General features: G+C 67.8%; 16 protein-coding genes. 8 read left to right on the plus strand and 8 right to left on the minus strand.

The window, feature by feature from the left end; genetic code table 11:
* The first annotated feature begins 192 nt into the window (after positions 1-192).
* The 4 genes from AC07NS_RS19290 to AC07NS_RS19305 all read left to right on the plus strand — a co-directional run bounded on the left by AC07NS_RS19290 (position 193) and on the right by AC07NS_RS19305 (position 6,034).
* Positions 193-2,742 (plus strand): TonB-dependent receptor plug domain-containing protein, encoded by a 2,550-nt coding sequence (locus AC07NS_RS19290; RefSeq protein ID WP_494605844.1) that lies wholly within the window; start codon positions 193-195, stop codon positions 2,740-2,742.
* A gap of 214 nt (positions 2,743-2,956) precedes the next feature.
* A complete protein-coding gene (locus AC07NS_RS19295) occupies positions 2,957-3,481 on the plus strand; it encodes a flavin reductase family protein (RefSeq protein WP_494605846.1) in 525 nt (174 codons plus the stop codon).
* Positions 3,482-3,558: 77 nt separating this feature from the next.
* Positions 3,559-5,055 (plus strand): CoA-acylating methylmalonate-semialdehyde dehydrogenase, encoded by a 1,497-nt coding sequence (locus AC07NS_RS19300; protein WP_494605848.1) that lies wholly within the window; start codon positions 3,559-3,561, stop codon positions 5,053-5,055.
* Between the two features lie 16 nt (positions 5,056-5,071).
* Positions 5,072-6,034 carry a M15 family metallopeptidase gene (locus AC07NS_RS19305; protein WP_494605849.1) on the plus strand — a complete coding sequence of 321 codons (963 nt, stop codon included), beginning with the start codon at positions 5,072-5,074 and terminating at the stop codon, positions 6,032-6,034.
* A gap of 209 nt (positions 6,035-6,243) precedes the next feature.
* On the opposite strand, the gene AC07NS_RS19310 is transcribed toward AC07NS_RS19305, so the two are convergent.
* Positions 6,244-6,675 (minus strand): hypothetical protein, encoded by a 432-nt coding sequence (locus tag AC07NS_RS19310; RefSeq protein ID WP_494605851.1) that lies wholly within the window; start codon positions 6,673-6,675, stop codon positions 6,244-6,246.
* 131 nt (positions 6,676-6,806) lie between these two features.
* On the opposite strand from AC07NS_RS19310, the gene AC07NS_RS19315 reads away from it, so the two are divergent.
* Positions 6,807-8,324 carry a peptidase MA family metallohydrolase gene (locus tag AC07NS_RS19315; protein WP_494605853.1) on the plus strand — a complete coding sequence of 506 codons (1,518 nt, stop codon included), beginning with the start codon at positions 6,807-6,809 and terminating at the stop codon, positions 8,322-8,324.
* Between the two features lies 1 nt (position 8,325).
* On the opposite strand, the gene AC07NS_RS19320 is transcribed toward AC07NS_RS19315, so the two are convergent.
* The 5 genes from AC07NS_RS19320 to AC07NS_RS19340 all read right to left on the minus strand — a co-directional run bounded on the left by AC07NS_RS19320 (position 8,326) and on the right by AC07NS_RS19340 (position 12,127).
* Positions 8,326-9,051: a DUF72 domain-containing protein gene (locus tag AC07NS_RS19320; RefSeq protein ID WP_494605854.1), complete on the minus strand. Its 726-nt coding sequence runs from the start codon at positions 9,049-9,051 to the stop codon at positions 8,326-8,328.
* Positions 9,052-9,094: 43 nt separating this feature from the next.
* The gene (locus AC07NS_RS19325) at positions 9,095-9,817 is read right to left on the minus strand and encodes an endonuclease III domain-containing protein (RefSeq protein ID WP_494605856.1); all 723 of its coding nucleotides are present in this window, start codon (positions 9,815-9,817) and stop codon (positions 9,095-9,097) included.
* A gap of 73 nt (positions 9,818-9,890) precedes the next feature.
* Positions 9,891-10,472, minus strand: a complete 582-nt coding sequence (locus tag AC07NS_RS19330; RefSeq protein ID WP_494605858.1) for an NUDIX hydrolase — start codon at positions 10,470-10,472, stop codon at positions 9,891-9,893.
* Positions 10,469-11,470, minus strand: coding sequence for an inorganic phosphate transporter (locus AC07NS_RS19335; RefSeq protein WP_494605859.1), 1,002 nt, complete (start codon positions 11,468-11,470; stop codon positions 10,469-10,471). The genes AC07NS_RS19330 and AC07NS_RS19335 overlap by 4 nt, the downstream gene beginning before the upstream one ends.
* 12 nt (positions 11,471-11,482) lie before the next feature.
* Positions 11,483-12,127 carry a DUF47 domain-containing protein gene (locus AC07NS_RS19340; RefSeq protein ID WP_492855346.1) on the minus strand — a complete coding sequence of 215 codons (645 nt, stop codon included), beginning with the start codon at positions 12,125-12,127 and terminating at the stop codon, positions 11,483-11,485.
* Positions 12,128-12,413: 286 nt separating this feature from the next.
* On the opposite strand from AC07NS_RS19340, the gene AC07NS_RS19345 reads away from it, so the two are divergent.
* The gene (locus AC07NS_RS19345; protein WP_494605861.1) at positions 12,414-13,646 is read left to right on the plus strand and encodes an FAD-dependent oxidoreductase; all 1,233 of its coding nucleotides are present in this window, start codon (positions 12,414-12,416) and stop codon (positions 13,644-13,646) included.
* 949 nt (positions 13,647-14,595) lie between these two features.
* On the opposite strand, the gene AC07NS_RS19350 is transcribed toward AC07NS_RS19345, so the two are convergent.
* Positions 14,596-14,718 (minus strand): hypothetical protein, encoded by a 123-nt coding sequence (locus AC07NS_RS19350; RefSeq protein WP_494605863.1) that lies wholly within the window; start codon positions 14,716-14,718, stop codon positions 14,596-14,598.
* Positions 14,719-14,949: 231 nt separating this feature from the next.
* On the opposite strand from AC07NS_RS19350, the gene AC07NS_RS19355 reads away from it, so the two are divergent.
* A complete protein-coding gene (locus tag AC07NS_RS19355; protein ID WP_494605865.1) occupies positions 14,950-16,197 on the plus strand; it encodes a sugar MFS transporter in 1,248 nt (415 codons plus the stop codon).
* A 2-nt stretch (positions 16,198-16,199) separates the two neighbouring features.
* Here AC07NS_RS19355 and AC07NS_RS19360 read toward each other — a convergent pair whose 3' ends face one another.
* Positions 16,200-17,186, minus strand: coding sequence for a pectinesterase family protein (locus AC07NS_RS19360; RefSeq protein WP_494605867.1), 987 nt, complete (start codon positions 17,184-17,186; stop codon positions 16,200-16,202).
* 184 nt (positions 17,187-17,370) lie between these two features.
* On the opposite strand from AC07NS_RS19360, the gene AC07NS_RS19365 reads away from it, so the two are divergent.
* Entirely contained in the window at positions 17,371-17,910 is a 540-nt protein-coding gene (locus AC07NS_RS19365; protein WP_494605869.1) for a hemerythrin domain-containing protein, read from the plus strand.
* Positions 17,911-17,960 lie beyond the last annotated feature (50 nt).

A 17,960-nucleotide genomic window follows, 5' to 3' on the forward strand; every position in this document is an offset into this window, starting at 1 on the left:
CAAATAAGAACACTCGAACCGGGAAGCACCACGGAGAAAGCAAACGCGCGCGCATAGCGCCACGAGGGGGTATGCATGACTAAGTGCTCACGGACTATTTTGCTTTCTGGTATCTCTGCTTTTTCTCTGACCTTGGCGTATGCCAGCCTGGCCAATGCCGCCGACGCTCCCGCCGAACCGGCTGAGCCGGCCGTGACCGAGGTCGACACCGTCATCGTGCTCGGCACGCGCAGAACCGACCGCTCGGTCGTGGACTCGCCGTCTCCGATCGACGTCTTCGGCGGCGAAGAGCTCGCCCGCCAGCCGGCCGCCGACATGCTGGACGTGGTCAAGAACCTCGTCCCGTCGTTCTACGTCCCGCAGAACACCATCTCCGACGCCTCGACCTTCGTGCGCGCGCCATCCCTGCGCGGTCTCGGCGCCGACCAGGTGCTCGTGATGATCAACGGCAAGCGCTACAACCGCTCGGCGCTGGTCCAGGTCGTCACGGGCGGCGACACGGCCCTGTCGCTCGGCGCCCAGGCCGTCGACCTGTCGATGATCCCGTCGATCGCCGTCAAGAGCCTGCAGATCCTGCGCGACGGCGCCACCGCCCAATACGGCTCAGACGCCATCGGCGGCGTCATCAACTACGGCCTGCGCGACGCCGACAGCGGCTTCGAGGCCCAGGCGCGCTACGGCCAGACCTACGCCGGCGACGGCGAGAGCTATCAGTTCGCGGTCAACGGCGGCTTCAAGCTGTTCGACGCGGGCTTCGTCAACGTGTCGGCCGAGTATTTCGACGACAGCCAGACCAGCCGCGGCGCCACCCGGCCCATCGCGGCCGTCTTCGCGGCCCAGAACCCCACGCTGGCGAACCAGCTGCCCAACTATCCCGGTCCCGCGCAGATCTGGGGCTCGTCGCCGACCAACGGCTACAAGGTGTTCGTCAACTCCGCCTACGAGGTCAACGACAACACCAGCATCTATCTGACGGCCAATGTCGGGCATCGCGAGGCCGACCAGAGCTTCAACTACCGCTCGCCGATCTCGGCCCCGACGCCGCTGGCGGTCGACAACGGCACCGGCACGCCGGCCACGGGCTCGCCCGGGCGCAACGGCGCCTTCGCGCCGATCTATCTGACGCCTTGCCCGACCGGCAACGCCACCTGCCCGACGGGCGGTTTCGTCAAGGACGGCAACACCTTCAGCTTCACGTCGATCTATCCGGCCGGCTTCACCCCGCGCTTCCAGGGCGAGGTCGAACAGTTCTACGGCACGATGGGCGTCAAGGGTAAGGCCGACAGCGGTCTGACCTACGACCTGTCCGCCACCGTGGCGAAGAACTCGCTCGACCTGGCGATGACCCAATCGCTCAACGCCTCCTTCGGCCCGACCAGCCAGACCTCGTTCAAGTTCGGCAAGCTGATCCAGCGCGAAACCAACCTGAACCTCGACCTGACCTATCCGCTGGAAGTCGGGTTCGCCAGCCCGGTCACCCTGTCGGGCGGCGCCGAGTATCGGCACGAGGAGTATGAGGCGACCGCGGGCGACCTGCAGTCCTACGCCGCGGGTCCCTACGCCGTGCAGCCGCTGTACGTGCAGGTCTCGCCCGGCGTCTACACGCGCTCGATCGTGGGCGGCAATCCCGAGACGGCCTCGCAGTCGCCCGGCGCCAGCGGCTATGGCGGCACCAGCCCGGCCTCGGCCAAGACCTCGACCCAGAGCAACTACGGCGTCTATCTGGGCGCCGAGACCGACGTCACCGAGGCCTTCACGGTCGGCGTCGCCGGTCGCTACGAGGACTACGACACCTTCGGCGACACCGTGGTGGGCAAGGTCAACGCCCTCTATCGGTTCTCCGGGATGTTCTCGGTGCGCGGCACCGTCGGCACCGGCTTCCACGCCCCGTCTCCGGGGCAGAGCAACACCGAGATCCTGACGACCGCCTTCGCTCCCGGCGGCGAACAGGTCCAGACCGGCACCTATCCGGTGACCAGCGCCATCGCCCAGTATTTCGGCGCCAAGACCCTGACGCCTGAAGAGTCCACCAACTACGGCGTCGGGTTCATCTTCAACCCGATGAGCAACTTCACGCTCACGGTCGATGGCTACTTCATCAAGGTGAAGGACCGCATCAGCATCACCAGCACCTTCGATGTCACGGCGGCCGACATCGTCGCCCAGCCCGCGCTCGCCGCGGTCGGGGTCGGCGGCGCGGTGGCCTATTTCACCAATGGCTTCGACACAGAGACCAAGGGGATCGACGCCGTCGCCAGCTACCGCACCGAGCTGCTGGACAATCCGCTGAGCCTCACGCTCGCCTACAGCTACAACAAGAGCGAGGTCACCAAGTCCGACCCCGTCGCCATCGGCGCCGACCGGATCTACGACATCGAGAACATCACGCCCAAGCACCGGGCCAACGTCTCGGCCAGCTACGAGGTCGCCGGCTTCACGATCAACGCCCGCGGCAACTACTACAGCAAATGGAGCACCAACCAGGACTATCCCGGTCAGACGTTCGGCGCGAAGGTCACCGCCGACCTCGACATCAGCTATACGGTCGCGGAGAAGTACACGCTCACCGTCGGCGCCAATAACCTGTTCGACGAGTATCCGGACAAGCTGGCGCCGACCACGGCCAACCCGATCTACGCCATCACCGGCAGCACGGCCGATGGTCAGATCTACCCGCGTTCGGGCGGTCCGTTCGGCATGAACGGCGGCTTCTGGTACGCGCGCCTGAAGGTGAAGTACTAGGCTTAGGGACGCTCGTCGCCTCCACAGGGTGTTGGCGACGAAAGGGGAGGCGGCCAGGCAGTTCCTGGCTGCCTCCTCGCATCCTCCAAGGTCGCCAGCACGCGAATGCCGGTGATCAGCAAGTAAGCAAAAACTTCATTAGAACGCCGTGACGTCTTCAGGGCGGGATCGCGCCCTTGCCCGTGGCTCGCCTTTGCCTCACAGCTTGGTCACGATGAGTCAGGCAGTCACGATTGAACTTGGGGAAGGCGGCGCGCATGACGCCCGCGCCCTGCGCGATGCTTTCGGGTGTTTCACCACGGGGGTCACGGTCATCACGACCCTGGCGCAGGACGGCCGCCGCGTCGGCCTGACCGCCAATTCCTTCACGTCGGTTTCGCTGGATCCGCCGCTGGCCCTGGTCTGCGTCGATCTGAAGTCGTCCAGCCTCGGGGCGCTCGACGCCGCCGGCCGCTTCGCCGTCAACGTGCTGCATGCCGACCACCAGGCCCTGGCCCGCCAGTTCGTGCAGAAGAACACCGACCGCTTCGCCGGGATCTACACCGAGACCTGGCGCACCGGCGTGCCGATCCTGCCGGGCTGCATGGCCAATTTCGAGTGCGAGACCCACCACGTCTTCGACGCCGGCGATCACCGGGTCTATGTCGGCCGCGTGGTCAAGCTGCGCTACGACCCCGACCACGAGCCGCTGGTCTATTTGCAGGGCCGGTTCCGCCGCGTGCATGTGGACGCCGAGTAGGCGGGGATAGATTTTCCAGGATACGCGCCGTTTCTCGGATGCTATTGACGCCGAAAAACAGCGTTAGGGAGCGCATCATGCGAGACATCGCCCATTTCGTGAACGGCCAAGCCCTTGTCGGCGCCTCGGGGCGCTACGGCGACGTCTTCAATCCCAACACCGGCGAGGTGCAGGCCCGCGTCCAGTTCGCCAGCGACGCCGAGATCGACGCCGCCGTCCGGGCCGCTGCGAAAGCGCAGATCGGCTGGGCCGCCACCAACCCGCAGCGCCGCGCCCGGGTGATGTTCGAGTTCAAGCGCCTGATCGAGCGCGACATGAATGTGCTGGCCGAGATCCTGTCGTCCGAGCACGGCAAGGTCATCGCCGACAGCAAGGGCGACATCCAGCGCGGCCTTGAGGTGATCGAGTTCGCCTGCGGCATCCCCCATATCCTGAAGGGCGAGTACACCGAGGGCGCGGGCCCGGGCATCGACGTCTATTCGATGCGCCAGCCCCTGGGCGTGGTCGCCGGCATCACCCCGTTCAACTTCCCGGCCATGATCCCGATGTGGATGTTCGGGGTGGCCATCGCCGTCGGCAACACCTTCATCCTCAAGCCGTCGGAGAAGGATCCCACGGTTCCGGTGAAGCTCGCCGAGCTGATGATGGAAGCCGGCGCGCCCGAGGGCGTGCTGAACGTGATCCACGGCGACAAGAGCGCCGTCGACGCCATCCTGACCCATCCGGACATCAAGGCCGTCAGCTTCGTCGGCAGCTCCGACATCGCCCACTACGTCTACCAGACCGGCACGGCGCACGGGAAACGCGTCCAGGCCATGGGCGGCGCCAAGAACCACGGCCTCGTCCTGCCCGACGCCGACCTCGACCAGGTGGTCAAGGACCTGTCGGGCGCGGCCTTCGGCTCGGCCGGCGAGCGCTGCATGGCCCTGCCGGTCGTGGTTCCCGTAGGCCAGAAGACCGCCGACGAGCTGCGCGAACGCCTCGTCGCCGAGATCGAGACCCTGCAGGTCGGCATCTCCACCGATCCGGCCGCCCACTACGGCCCCGTGGTCAGCGCCCAGCACCGCGCCAAGATCGCCGACTACATCCAGATCGGCGTCGACGAAGGCGCGGAACTGGTGGTCGACGGCCGGGACTTCTCGCTTCAAGGCTTCGAGAAGGGCTTCTTCATCGGTCCGTCGCTGTTCGACGGCGTCAAGAAGGGCATGAAGACCTACCAGGAAGAGATCTTCGGTCCCGTCCTGCAGATGGTCCGCGCCGAAAGCTTCGAGGAGGCGATCGCCCTGCCGTCCGAGCACCAGTACGGCAACGGCGTCGCCATCTTCACCCGCAACGGCCGCGCCGCCCGCGAGTTCGCCCAGCGCGTCAATGTCGGCATGGTCGGCATCAATGTGCCGATCCCCGTGCCGGTGGCCTATCACACCTTCGGCGGCTGGAAGCGCAGTGCGTTTGGCGACACCAACCAGCACGGCGTCGAGGGCGTGAAGTTCTACACCAAGGTCAAGACGGTCACGGCCCGCTGGCCGGAGGGCGACGTCGAGGACAGCGCCTTCGTCATCCCGACCATGAAGTAGCGGGCAGGGGGCGGCGATGGGCCAGACGCGCAGGACCGTGGCGGCCGGGATGCTGGCTTCCAGCCTCGCGCCCAGCGTGGCCCTCGCCGCCGCCGATCTCGCCCTCGTTGGCCAGTACGGCGTGGCCGAGGCGCCGACGACGGTGTTCGAGACCGACGCCGGCGGCCTGGGCGTCTTCGCCCATGGCCAGCCGGCCCGGCGGCTTTCGCCGCTGGCGGCCGGCCGCTACGCCGTCGAGGGCGGCGGCGAGCTTCTAGTCACAGCCCGAGGCGTGCGCCTTGACGGCGCCTTCCTGCCGCGCCGTGATTTCGGGGCAGAAGTCCAGTCCGGCATCCGCCGCGCCGTCCGCGCCGATTCCAAGGCCCTTCGCGCTCGGGCGCTTGCCGCGACGCCGCCGAAGGAGGCCGGCCAGTTCCTGCCGGCCGACCTCGTCGATCTGGCCACGATCGATCCGACCATCCGCTTCGACATCCGCTATGCGGGCCGCGACAACTTCATGGGCCTGAAGCTCTACGAACGTCCGGCGGCCTGGCTCCAGCGGCCGGCCGCCCAGGCGTTGGGACGCGCCGCCAAGCTCCTGGCGGCTCAAGGCTACGGCCTGACGATCCACGACGCCTATCGCCCCTGGTTCGTCACCTGGATGTTCTGGGAGGCGACGCCGCCGGCCAGCCGCGTCTTCGTCGCCGATCCGGCCAAGGGCTCGCGCCACAACCGCGGCTGCGCCGTGGACCTGACGCTCCACGATCTGAAGACCGGCGCTGTTGTCGACATGCCCAGCCGCTACGACGAGATGTCGACCCGCTCCTACGCCGACTTCGCCGGTGGAACGGCCCGACAGCGCGCCCTGCGCCAGATCCTGCGCGACGCCATGGTTGCCCAGGGATTCGAGGTCTATCCGGAAGAGTGGTGGCACTTCGACTACGGCGACTGGCGCCGCTATCCGATCGGAACCAAGACCTTCACGGAACTGGCGGGGTAGGGGCTCTCCCTCGGTCCTCCGCGCTCCTCCGCTCGTCATCCCGGGCGAAGGGCCGCGCAGCGGACCGTAGACCCGGGACTCAGGGGACTGGGCGCGGCGCTTGCAACAGCCTCATCTTTGCGATCGCCACCACGGTGCAGGCGGCCCCTGGGTCCCAGCTCTACGCTTCGCTCCGGCCGGGATGACGATATGCGCGGGCCGGCCATAGCTCACCCCAGCCACTCGAAGCTCACGACAGCCCAACCGTACGACCGGATCCGCCAGTCGCCGGCCTCGCGGACCTGTACGAACGTCCAGCCGCCATGCTCGACGAACCGCCGCCCGTCGCGCACGCCGGTCCACTGCGTCGGCAGGGTGAAGTGAACCGTCTCGTCGGTCAGTACGAAGTCCTGAGCCGCGCCGAACGCGTGCTTCAGCTCGCCGATGCTTCCCGCATGGCCGGTCATGATCGTTCGCCATTGCGCCAGGCCTGCCCGGCCCTGAAACACGTGCGGCGCGAAGTTCTCCAGGATCGTGACGTCGCCGGACGAGAACGCGCCGTCGAGCAGGCGCTCGTCCACCGTCTCGAGGAACCGCGCCAGCGCTTGCGGAGCGGCCATCATGGCGGCGTCGGGTCCTTCGACCTTGGGATGCTCGCTCATCGACCTCGACTCCTCGTCCGCCCAGCCGCGATTCCACAGCAGCCTAGCGCGCCGCCTTAAGGCGAGGCTTGCGCCGCTCGCGGATTTATCACATCAATCAATGTAAAGTTGCGAGCGTTTAGGGGGCGTGAGTGCGTATCGACAGGCGAGCCGTGATTGCGGCCGGGACGGCGTCGGCTTGGCTGTTGGCCGCCGGAGCGCGGGCCCAGGAACCCACCGGTCGCTGGGTGCGGGCCGAAAGTCCCCACTTCGTCGTCTATTCCGCTGACGGCGAGCGCGAGGCGCGCGAATACGCCCTGATGCTGGAAGACTTCGACGGCGTCCTGCGCCGCTTCCACGGCAAGCAGGATGCGCCGGCCGGGCGCAAGCTGCCGGTCTACCTGGTCCGCGACAACGACCAGCTCCAGAAGGTGTTTCCCGGCGCCGACCGCGCGGCCGGCCTCTACAGCGCTTCGCTGCAGGAGATCTTCATTATCGCCGTCAAGGGCATCGGCGACTACAGCACGCTGGACCTGACAGTCGGCGACAACGTCGTGCTGCACGAGTACGTGCACCACTTCGTCATGCAGTACTTCCCGGACGGCTATCCCGCCTGGCTCTCGGAAGGCCTGCCCGAGTACTATTCGACCATCGACCTGAAGCCCAAGCGCGTCTTCGTCGGCGGCCCCAACAACCTGCGAGCCTTCTCGCTGCGCCAGCGCGCCTGGCTGCCGGCGGACAAGCTGCTGAGCAGCAATCGCCGCCAGATCGACGAGCAGAGCATCGGCGTGTTCTACGGCCAGGCCTGGCTGCTGACCCACTACGTCTGGAGCAACGCCGAGCGCCGCCAGAAGCTGGGCGCCTATCTCGAGCGCTATCGCGACGGTCACGATGCGATGCAGGCCTGGACCGCGGTCTATGGCGACGACGCCAAGGGCCTGGAGAACAAGCTCAAGAGCTACATGAACACCCGCCTGATGGGCGTGGAGATGACCCGCGACGGCCCGCCGACACCGCCGGTCACGGTGACGGCCATGCCGGCCGGCGCCGACGACCTGCTGCTGGACGTCCAGCTTCTCAAGCGCCAGATGGTCAACGACAAGGACAAGCAGCTGGAACGGGTGCGCACCCAGGCCGCCAAGCGTCCGAACGAGCGCTTCAGTCGGCTGGCCCTGGCCCGGGCCGAAACCCAGTTCGGCGATCGCGACGCCGGCGAGGCGATGCTGGAGCGCCTGTTGGCCGAAAAGCCCGACGACCTGGAAGCCCTGCAACTCGCCGCCTTCAGCCGTCTCTATCGCGCCGAGAAGAAGTCGCCCGACGCCGCGGCCCAGATGAGCCAGGCCTCCGTCTATCTCGGGCGCGCCAACAAGCTGGACCCGGACAACTACCTCACCCTCTACGGCTATTTCCGGGCCCAACGCGGCGCGGGCAAGCCGACCGAAAACACGCTGAACGTCCTGGCGCGCGCCGTCGAACTGGCGCCCCAGCAGGCCTCCATCCGCATGACCGCCGGCCAGACCTTCATGGAGGCCGGCCACTACGACGAGGCCCGCTTCTTCCTCGAACCGGCCGCCAACAATCCGCACGGCGGCGGCCTGGCCGCGGCCGCCCAGAAGCTGATCGACCAGATCGACGCCAAGGAAGCCGCCGCCGGGGCCAAGACCACCTGAGCTAGATCCGGGCGAGGTGCGTCTTGAGCGCCAGCGCATCGGTCGTCGCCGCGCCGAACTTGGTGTTGTCGAAAATGCACCAGGCCTGACCGGAGGCGGCCTCGATGGGCAGCCGTTTCGCCAAGGCGTCCAGCGCCTCGGGCGGGTAGGGGCTCTCATATGTCACCGGCGAGCCGTGCCAGCGGCGATAGGTTGTCGCGGCCTCGCCGCCGGGCTGCGCCGCCTGCGGGATGATCGCCGGATCGGCCGCGACGCGGGCGACGCCGAAGGCGGCCAACAGCGTCTCGGCTTCGTCCGCGAACCAGGTGGGGTGGCGCGGCTCCAGCACGCTCAGAGCGTCGGTGCGGCCACGCCAGTCCTCCAGGAACCGTCCGACGACGGCGGCGTCGAAGCGCAGGCTGGGCGGCAGCTGGATCAGCAGCGGCCCGCGCCTTACGCCCAGGCCGTCGCTCTCATCGAGGAATCGCGCCACCAGGTCGGAGGTCTCGATCAGCCGCCGCTCATGGGTGACCGTCCTTGGAGTCTTCACCGCGAACCGGAAGCCGTCCGGCGTGCTCGCGGCCCAGCGCTCGTAGGTCTTGCGCTGGTGTGGACGGTAGAAGGAGGAGTTGATCTCGACGCAGTCGAACACGGCGGCGTAGCGCTCCAGCCCCGTTCCTTCGGCGGGAAACGCCTCCAGGGCGCGCGGAAAGCTCCAGCCGGCCGTGCCGATGCGAATGGTCGTCATCCTGGGCCAGCGCGCGAGACTGGCTTCGGTTCAGCCGTCGGCCTCAGCCCCGCGGCCGCCAGGCCAGCACCTGCGCGCCCTCGACCCCGACGCGCCGGCACTGCGCTTTCAGCGGACAGGCGCCGCATCGGGGGGCCTCGTGCGGGCACAGCATCTGGCCCAGGCCATGCTTCATCAGGCAGTGCAGTTCGAAGAGATCGTCGGCGCTCCAGCTGTCGGGAACCAGCGCCATCAGGCCGTGATAGCTGTGCGTCGGGTCGCCGGAGCCGACCAGGCCCAGGCGCTGGGCCGTTCGGTGCACGTGGCTGTCGACCACCAGGTCGCGCATGGCCAGGGTGCTGAAGTTGAGCACGCTGGCGGCCACCTTCTGGCCGACGCCGGGCAGGGCGCGCAGTTCGTGCCGAGCCTGCTCGACGGTCTGGTTGCGCAGGTGGCTGAGCGACAGCCAACCGACCCGCGCCTCGATCATCCGCAGCGCCAGCGGCAGCCGCCGGGCCTTGTCCTGCGCGAACTGCACGTCCGCGATCAGGTCCAGCACCGCCTCAGGCTCGGCCCGCGCCAGGTCCTCCCAGCTTGCGAACGCGCCCTGCAGTCGCAGGAACGCGGCCCACGACACCGCATCCAGCGTGCGATGGCTGATCGACGACTTCACCAGCTGCGAGACCGGATCCATCCGCGCCTTGGGGCGCTGCGGGCCGAAAGCCTCGAGCAGGACGTCGCGCACGCCTTCGAGCGGCGACCGGGCGAGGTTCAGGGAAAGCTGCATGGCGCGACCAATTGGAACATAACGAGAACATTATGCGCCAATCAACCGGTTGTCCACAGCCCTTCGGCAGGCTCTAGCGCTGGCGGCGCGCGCGGCCCCACAGGGCGGTCACCCGCCGGCGCAGACGGCCGAACGCCACGCGTACCGGCGTCGGGGCCTGGTCGGGCTCGGGGCGTTCCTCGGCCGGGAGCTCGACGCCGGCGAAGCGGGCGATCAGGTCGCGCAGTTCCGGCTCCTGCACGGCGAGGGCGGCCTCGACCGGGCTCATCCATTTCAGGGTGCGCTGGCCCTTTTCCGGCCAGGTGGCGTGCTCGCCGGTGACCTGCATCGGAAAGACGTCGACCTTGACCAACCGCGCCGCGCCGCTCTTCAGCCGCTTGAGATATTCGTATTCGCCGAAGGCCGCCGGCGCGATCCTGCCGTCGAGCCCGGCCTCTTCATAGGCTTCCTGGGCCGCGGCCTGGGGATCGGCCTTGTCCTTCATCGGCCAGCCCTTGGGGATCACCCAGCGGCGGGTCTCGCGCGACGAGACGAGCAGGATCTCCAGCCCGGCGCCGTCGCCGCGCCAGGGCAGGGCGGCGACCTGACGACGCTTGCCGCCGCCCTTGCCGCTCCCTTGGCTTCCGCCGGTCTGCTTGACCGTCCCGTCCGTCACTTCATCCAGAACCCGAGATAGTAGAACAACGCCGCCGTCAGGGCCGCCGCCGGAAGCGTGATGACCCAGGCCGTGACGATGTTCTTGGCCACGCCCCAGCGCACCGCCGAGACCCGGCGCGAAGCGCCGACGCCCACAATAGCGCCCGTGATGGTGTGAGTCGTCGATACAGGAACGCCGATATGCGTGGCGAGGAACAAAGTGATCGCCCCGCCGGTCTCCGCGCAGAAACCCTGCATCGGCGTCAGGCGGGTGATCTTGCTGCCCATGGTGTGCACGATCCGCCAGCCGCCGAACAGCGTTCCAAGGCCCATCGCCGTCTGGCAGGCCAGCACAACCCAGAACGGGATGTGCCCCGGCTGGTGCGTGGCGCCGTGGGCGAACAGCAGGGCGGCGATGATACCCATGGTCTTCTGCGCGTCGTTGCCGCCGTGGCCCAGGCTGTAGAGCGCGGCCGAAACGAACTGCAGCTTGCGGAACACCCGATCGGCGAAGAACGGCGAGGTCTTCACGAAGGTCCAGGAGACGATCAGCACCAGGATCAGGGCCAGCACGAAACCGAAGGTCGGCGACACCACGATGCCGGCCGCGGTCTTGCCTAGGCCCGCCCACTGGATGGCGCCCAGGCCGCCGACCTTGGCGACCGACGCGCCGACCAGCCCGCCGATCAGGGCGTGCGAACTGGAGGAGGGGATGCCGGCCCACCAGGTCAGCAGGTTCCAGCTGATCGCCCCGCCCAGAGCGCCGAAGATCAGGCGGTCGCTGATGATGTGCGGATCGACGATCCCCGAGCCGACCATCTTGGCCACGCTGGTGCCGAAGAACATGAAGGCGATGAAGTTGAAGAACGCCGCCCAGATCACCGCCCACTTGGCCGACAGCACGCGGGTGGAGACGATGGTGGCGATCGAGTTCGCCGCGTCGTGCAGGCCGTTCAGGAAGTCGAACGCCAGGGCGACGACGACCAGGAACACCAGGATGAGAAGGGTGGGGTCCACGGGGCGGGCCTCTTAGACCTGCTCGACCACGATGCCGCTGATGCGGTTGGCCACGTCCTCGAAGCGGTCGACCACCTTTTCCAGGTGGCTGTAGATGTCGATGCCTACGATGAAGGCCATCGGATCGGCGTCGCGGTGGGCCAGGAACAGCTCCTTGCGGCCCAGGTCGTACATCTGGTCGGCCTGTTCCTCGATCTGGGTGATCTTCACGGCCAGGTCGCTCAGGCGCTGGGCGTTGTTGCGCATCTTCGGCAGCAGCGACACGGCCTCGGCCGTCAGGTCGGCGGCCTGGACGATGATCTGCGCCATCGCCTTCATCTGCGGCTCGAAGGTCTTGACCTCGAACAGGCTGACCACCTTGGCCGTCTTGCGCATCTGGTCGATGGCGTCGTCCAGCGACGTCGTCAGGTCCTGGATGTCGCTGCGGTCGAAGGGGGTGATGAAGCTGCGGCGCACGGCCTGCATCACCTGGCGGGTGATCTCGTCGGCCTCTTCCTCGTGCAGGTTCACCCGCTGGGTGGCCGCCTCGATGCTGTCGGCGCCGCTCATCAGGTCGCTCAGCGCCTTGGAGCCTGCCACCAGCGTCTGGGCGTGCTGCGAGAAAAGGTCGAAGAACCGGTCTTCCTTCGGCATGATCGCCCGGAACAAACCCAGCATGGTCGCTTCATCCTCTTGTTCGAAGCGCGGCAACGAAAAACGCGGACGTCCGTATCGGGAGCATCCGCGTCATTGGCCGGAGCGGAACCACGGAAGAGCCGGCCGTTCAAGCCCCTCTGTGAAACTTTTGTGACAGTTCGGGCGGAGCGGCCAACGGCGCAAGGCGGGAAGTCGGCGCCGCGACATAGCGTCCCAAGCAGCCGCAAAACCCTTGGCTGGCCTAAATCCGAACAATCTTCTTAACCCTGTCGGCCGATCCTCGAAGCCTGAATTCGGGGAGGCCAAGATGGGCGAACACGTCGAGACGCTGGTGATCGGGGCCGGGCCCGCCGGGCTTTCGGCCGCTCACGCCCTGGCCTGCGCCGGCCGCACGGTCACCGTGATCGAGGCCCAGGCGATCGGCGGCGCCGCCCGCACCCTTTCCTTCGACGGCTTCTCCCTCGACGTCTCCGGCCGCCGGTTGAGCTCTGCCGATCCCGCCATCCGCGCCTTCTGGACGGCTCTGCTGCCGAACGACCTGGTCGAGGCCCCCAGCGCCATGCGTCTCGAAGGCGAGCGGGCGGCCCGCGGCCGTCCCGGCGCGGCCATCGGCGCGCTGCTGACCGCCAGGCTGCGCCCGATCGCCAATTCCAAGACGCTGAGCGAATGGCTGACCCGTCGCTTCGGCCGCCGCGTCGCCCGCCGCCTGGGCGACTACGCCCACAAGCTCTGGGCCCTGCGTCCGGAAGAGACCCCGGCCCAGCCGGCCTGTCCCAGCTTCCAGTCCGAAATCGGCTCGCTGCCGCGCCTGGGTTCCGGTCAGCTGTGGGACGCCTGTGCGCAAGGGATCCGCGCCGCCGGCGGCGAGATCCAGCTGGGCCTCAAGGCCACCGGCCTGCGCCGCGACCGCGCCACCGGCGTCTGGACCGTCACGGCTGAAACCGGGGAGGGAGCGACCGAAACCTTCACCGCCGACCAAGTGATCTCGACCATGCCGCTGCGCGAGCTGATGGGCGCGCTGTCGCCCACGCCGATCAGCCTCTTCCACGCCTGCGAGCTGATGTATCGCGACCAGGTCACCGTCGCCTTCGCCGCAAAGCCCGGCCGCCGCCGCGCCCCGGCTCTGGCCGAGATCCACGATCCGCAGATCAAGGCCGCCCGCGCCCGCGCGCTCGACGGGGGCGCTCTGGCGCTCGACTACTATTGCTTCGAAGGCGACGCCACCTGGGTCGCTGACGATGCGGCTCTCACCGCCCAGGCCGTCACCGAGGCCGCGCGTCTTGGCCTGATCGCCCCGGGCTCGGCCTGCGACGCCCAGGTCGTGCGCCAGCGCAAGGTCCACCCGATCCACGACGAGTGCTGCGACGAGCACCTGAAGATGATCGGCCTGGACCTACGCCTCCACTTCGCCGGCCTGCACCTGGCCGGCCGCGCCGGAACCCACGGCGACAGCGCCGACGACCAGTCCATCCGCACCGGCCTCTCCGCCGCCTCGGCCGTCCTGGCCCGCGTCCTGACCCCGGTGAGGGTCGCGGCGTAGCCTCGAGTTTTCTTTTGCCTGGGATCAGGGTGAGGCTGGGCTCGCTCCAATCCCCCTCCCGTAAAATCCCCGCGAAAGCGGGGACCCAGGCTTTTCACCGTTCCACTCCGCCTCCCTCGCCCCTGTGGCGAGGGCCCATGCCGGCGACCGCTCAAACCTCGGCCGTCCTCGACAGGTCTGAGCAGCTGAACGATGGATCCTGGGCACAAGGCCCAGGAAGGCGGTGTTGGGTTGGGCTGACGGGGATTGGCGAGTGTCTATCCCCGACGATCGCGCCAAAGACCCCAACCAATCCAGTCCCTTACAACTTTCTCAGCGTTCTGGATCAGACGCGCCCAAACCCACTGCATAATGGACCCCGTCCCGTCGCAGGGAGAGGGCGCAAGGATCCGGCCCGAAGCGTGCGACGGCGATGCGATCGAGCGGGGCCGCCGGAGCTGCGTGAGCAGGGCCGAACGGCTTAAATGAGGATGGAGGACGTAAACCCATCCATCGGGAGCTTGCCTAAATAGGCTTCCGCCCGTCCGAGGGTCCGCTCCGGCGCCTTCTGTCTGCACGCGATGGCTAGCGAAGCTTACAGCCCGGTTCCGGGGAAGGCATACGCCGAAGGGGGTGAAGGGCGGAAGAGGCCCGCGCGCCCCGGCCTGAGGCACAACGATCGCGCGGGGCGTCGAGGCTTCGTCGAAACGGTATTCAAACTCACAGCTCCGGGCGTGGCCCGGACGCCCCGCGCCCTCTCCATCCCCTCAGCGGCTCGCCGCGTGAGATCGCAAACCCGTTCCCTCTCCCCTTGCGGGAGAGGGTGGCCTCCCGGAGGGAGGTCGGGTGAGGGGTCTCTCAAAACTGAAAGCCGCGTGCGGCGCTCAGGCGGGGTGAAGCGTCTCCCATCTGAGAGACCCCTCATCCGTCGCATGTCGACCCCACCTTCTCCCGCAAGGGGAGAAGGATCCTACTCCGGCCGCTTCAGGCTCCGTGCGCCCCAGCAGGCCAGATGCACGAAGGCGTCGGCCAAGCCGATCGCGGCGACCATCGCCACGATCCCGCACGACACCACGACGACGATCGAAGACATGCCCGTTCTCCCAGCTTTCGGCTGAACGGTGACGCTGGCCCTCCGGTTCCGCTTGATACCGGTCCCAACGGGGAAGAAACGGGCTTAGAGGTTGACAACGTTGTCACGTTCGGGGCGACTACGGCGTCCCGCGAAGACGGACATGGGGAGTGAAAACAGATGGCAGGCATGGGCGGCGCGGCCCCGGTTAACGGCGGCGCGGACGGAAAAGGGGCGGCTCTGCTGCCCTTCGTGATTCTTCTCTTCTTCGCCTGGGGCTTCTCGACCTGCCTGGTCGACCTCGTGGCCCCGGCGCTGAAGTCGCTGTTCTCGCTGACCAACTTCGAAGCGGGCCTGACCCAGTTCGCCTTCTTCATCGGCTACGCCGTCGTTTCGCTGCCGGCGAGCTTCCTGCTGGCCAAGGTCGGCTATCTGCGCACCGTCGTCGTCGGCCTGCTGATCATGATGGTCGGCTGCCTGATGTTCGCCCCCGCCGCCAACGCCGGCGTCTATGAAGGCTTCCTGGCCGCGCTGTTCGTGCTGGCCTCGGGCATCACCATCCTGCAGGTGGCGGCCAACCCGCTCGTCGCCATCCTGGGCAAGAGCGAGACCGCCTCGGCCCGCCTGACCTTCGCCCAGTTCCTGAACTCGTTCGGCACGTTCCTGGCCCCGTTCGTCGGCTCGGCCCTCATCCTCAGCCATATCGAGAAGGCGCCGGACCCGGCCACCCTGACCGCCGTCCAGCTGGCCGCCGTGCGTCACACCCAGGCCCAGGCCGTGCAGACGCCCTACCTGATCATCGCCGGCGTGCTGCTGGCCCTGGCCGTGCTGTTCTGGCTGCTGCGCAAGAACACCTCCGCCCCGCAGGCCGAAAAGGCCGTGGGCGTCGGCGAGATGCTCGGCATGCTGAAGTACAAGCGCCTGGCCTTCGCCGTGCTGTGCATCTTCGTCTATGTCGGCGCCGAGGTGTCGATCGGCACCTACATGACCAGCTACCTGACCCAGTCCAACACCCTGGGCCTGACCCTGGCCAAGGCCGGAAGCATGGTCGCCTTCTACTGGGGCGGCGCCATGGTCGGCCGCCTGATCGGCTCGTTCGTCCTGGCCAAGGTGTCGCCGGGCAAGGTGCTGACGGTCGCCTCGCTGGCCGCCATCGTGCTGATCCTGGTCTCGGCCTTCAGCGTCGGCCCGCAGGCCGGCTACGCCCTGATCGCGATCGGCTTCTTCAACTCGGTCATGTTCCCGACCATCTTCACCCTCGGCATCGAGGGCATGGGTCACCGCACGCCGCAGGCCTCGGGCCTGCTGTGCATGGCCATCGTCGGCGGCGCCCTTGTTCCGCCGGCCACCGGCTTCCTGGGCGACCACTACGGTCTGGGCCTGGCCTTCCTGCTGCCGGCCGCCTGCTACCTGGTCATCGCCGCCTTCGGCTGGTTCGCCCGCAAGCCGGCCCCGGCGTTGTTCGTACAGGACGAGCTGGCGCCCGCGCCGGCCGAGTAGATCTAGAACCGGCCGGGTTTCCACCCGTCCGGACCCGACAGAAAGCGGCGGGGCGCCCAGCGCTCCGCCGTCTTCGCGTCCAGGGCGTGGGCGGTCGGTTCGCGCGCGGCGGGATTGGCCCCGCGACCGGTCGAGGCGTATTCGGCGTAGTAGGCCGTCTTGAAGGTCTCGGTCTTGCCCGGGGTCCATTCCCGCCAGCCCTTCGGCTGCAAGTCAGCGTCGATCTTCGTGCGCAGGAACACGACGGTCGCATAGGGCCGCCAGGCCCGGCCCAGCCACAGCTCGCCCACCTTCGGGGCGGCGGTGATCGTGCAGCGGTCGAAGACGTAGCCGCTGTCCTGCTCGGGCGCGCTCTTGCTCTGGGCGGTGATCATCACCGTGGCGTTGGCGATGCCGTGGATGGTGCAGCGGTCGAACACCGCCTTGCTGTCGCCGAAGATGAAATCGACGTGGCCTTCGACGTAGCAGTCTCGGAAGTACTGCCGGCTCGGGGGCTTGCCCTTGCGGCTGGCGGCGTAGAGCGTGTCCTGCGCGCCCAAGAGGCGCACCTTGTAGAGCTGGGCCCGGTCGCCCATCAGCGCCAGCGCCACGGCCTGCGAGGGCTGGGCGTTCTTGAGATGATAGTCGTTCTGTATGGTCAGGTTACGGGCCAGGAAATCGTCGCCCGACACCGTCACGGAAGAGGATTTCAAGGTGCCGCCCACCGTCGCCGAGGCGTCGCCATAGACCAGCACCACGTCCTGCGGCCGCTTGCCCTTGCCGACCAGCCGCACGCCGTCGCGGGGGATCGACAGCTTCTCGCGATAGGTCCCCGGCGCGATGTCGATCTCGCCGCCGTCCTCGGGCAGGGCGTCGATCGCGGCCTGCAGCGTCCGGTGGTCGGCCTTGCCGTCAAAGGCCACGGTCAGGCGCAGCGGCGCGGCGCCGATCAGGGCGGTCAGCGCCGTGGCCGCCAGGGCGAGCCGCTTGGCGAAGTTGGAAATGGTCATGGCCCGCGTCCTCCCCGGATCGTTTCGACAAGGAGTATGACACCGGTAGACATCTGACCAGCGGGATCGATCAGCGTCGGCTATCCGACGGAAGATATTGAGAAATGTTCGCACGGAACATCCCGCTTTGGACACGGGTTGAAGGACCGGTCGGGGGATCACGGAACACTCAGGGAGACGCCACATGGCCGCCGCCGCCAAGTCCACCTCGAAAGCCAAGTCCAAGTCCGCTTCCGCCCGTCGCACGCGCCGCACCGGCCGTCGCGACCCGCTCGCCATCCGCTTGCTGAAGGCCGATCATCGCGAGGTCGAGGCGATGTTCGACGAGTACGAGCAACTCGAAAGCGACACCGAGAAGCTGGCGCTGTTCAATAAGATCGCCTTGGCCCTCAAGGTCCACACCCAGATCGAGGAAGAGATCCTCTATCCGGAAAGCCGTGGCGAGGTGGAGGACGACCTGCTGGACGAGGCCTATGTCGAGCACGACGGCGCCAAGAAGCTGATCGCCGAGATCGAGGGCATGAAGCCGGGCGAGGAGTTCTACGACGCCAAGGTCAAGGTGCTGGGCGAGTACATCAAGCACCACGTCAAGGAAGAGGAGCAGCCCGGCGGCGTGTTCGCCCAGGCCAAGAAGGGCGACGAGGATCTCGAAGCCATGGGCGAGCGTCTCGAGGCCCGCAAGGCCGAGCTGATGGAGGAACTCGGCGGCGAGAAGACCCACTGACGGGCCAAGCGCCGACACCCAAAGAAAACGCCCCCGGCCTGATGGCCGGG

The sequence above is a fragment of the Caulobacter sp. GW821-FHT10A10 genome (assembly GCF_059415745.1).

What these genes read in the sequence shown, in the direction of transcription:
- AC07NS_RS19295 (WP_494605846.1), top strand. Translation starts at nt 2,957, where the DNA reads ATGAGTCAGGCAGTCACGATTGAACTTGGGGAAGGCGGCGCGCATGAC.
- AC07NS_RS19300 (WP_494605848.1), top strand. Translation starts at nt 3,559, where the DNA reads ATGCGAGACATCGCCCATTTCGTGAACGGCCAAGCCCTTGTCGGCGCC.
- AC07NS_RS19305 (WP_494605849.1), top strand. Translation starts at nt 5,072, where the DNA reads ATGGGCCAGACGCGCAGGACCGTGGCGGCCGGGATGCTGGCTTCCAGC.
- AC07NS_RS19310 (WP_494605851.1), bottom strand. Translation starts at nt 6,675, where the DNA reads ATGAGCGAGCATCCCAAGGTCGAAGGACCCGACGCCGCCATGATGGCC.
- AC07NS_RS19320 (WP_494605854.1), bottom strand. Translation starts at nt 9,051, where the DNA reads ATGACGACCATTCGCATCGGCACGGCCGGCTGGAGCTTTCCGCGCGCC.
- AC07NS_RS19325 (WP_494605856.1), bottom strand. Translation starts at nt 9,817, where the DNA reads ATGCAGCTTTCCCTGAACCTCGCCCGGTCGCCGCTCGAAGGCGTGCGC.
- AC07NS_RS19340 (WP_492855346.1), bottom strand. Translation starts at nt 12,127, where the DNA reads ATGCTGGGTTTGTTCCGGGCGATCATGCCGAAGGAAGACCGGTTCTTC.
- AC07NS_RS19345 (WP_494605861.1), top strand. Translation starts at nt 12,414, where the DNA reads ATGGGCGAACACGTCGAGACGCTGGTGATCGGGGCCGGGCCCGCCGGG.
- AC07NS_RS19350 (WP_494605863.1), bottom strand. Translation starts at nt 14,718, where the DNA reads ATGTCTTCGATCGTCGTCGTGGTGTCGTGCGGGATCGTGGCGATGGTC.
- AC07NS_RS19360 (WP_494605867.1), bottom strand. Translation starts at nt 17,186, where the DNA reads ATGACCATTTCCAACTTCGCCAAGCGGCTCGCCCTGGCGGCCACGGCG.
- AC07NS_RS19365 (WP_494605869.1), top strand. Translation starts at nt 17,371, where the DNA reads ATGGCCGCCGCCGCCAAGTCCACCTCGAAAGCCAAGTCCAAGTCCGCT.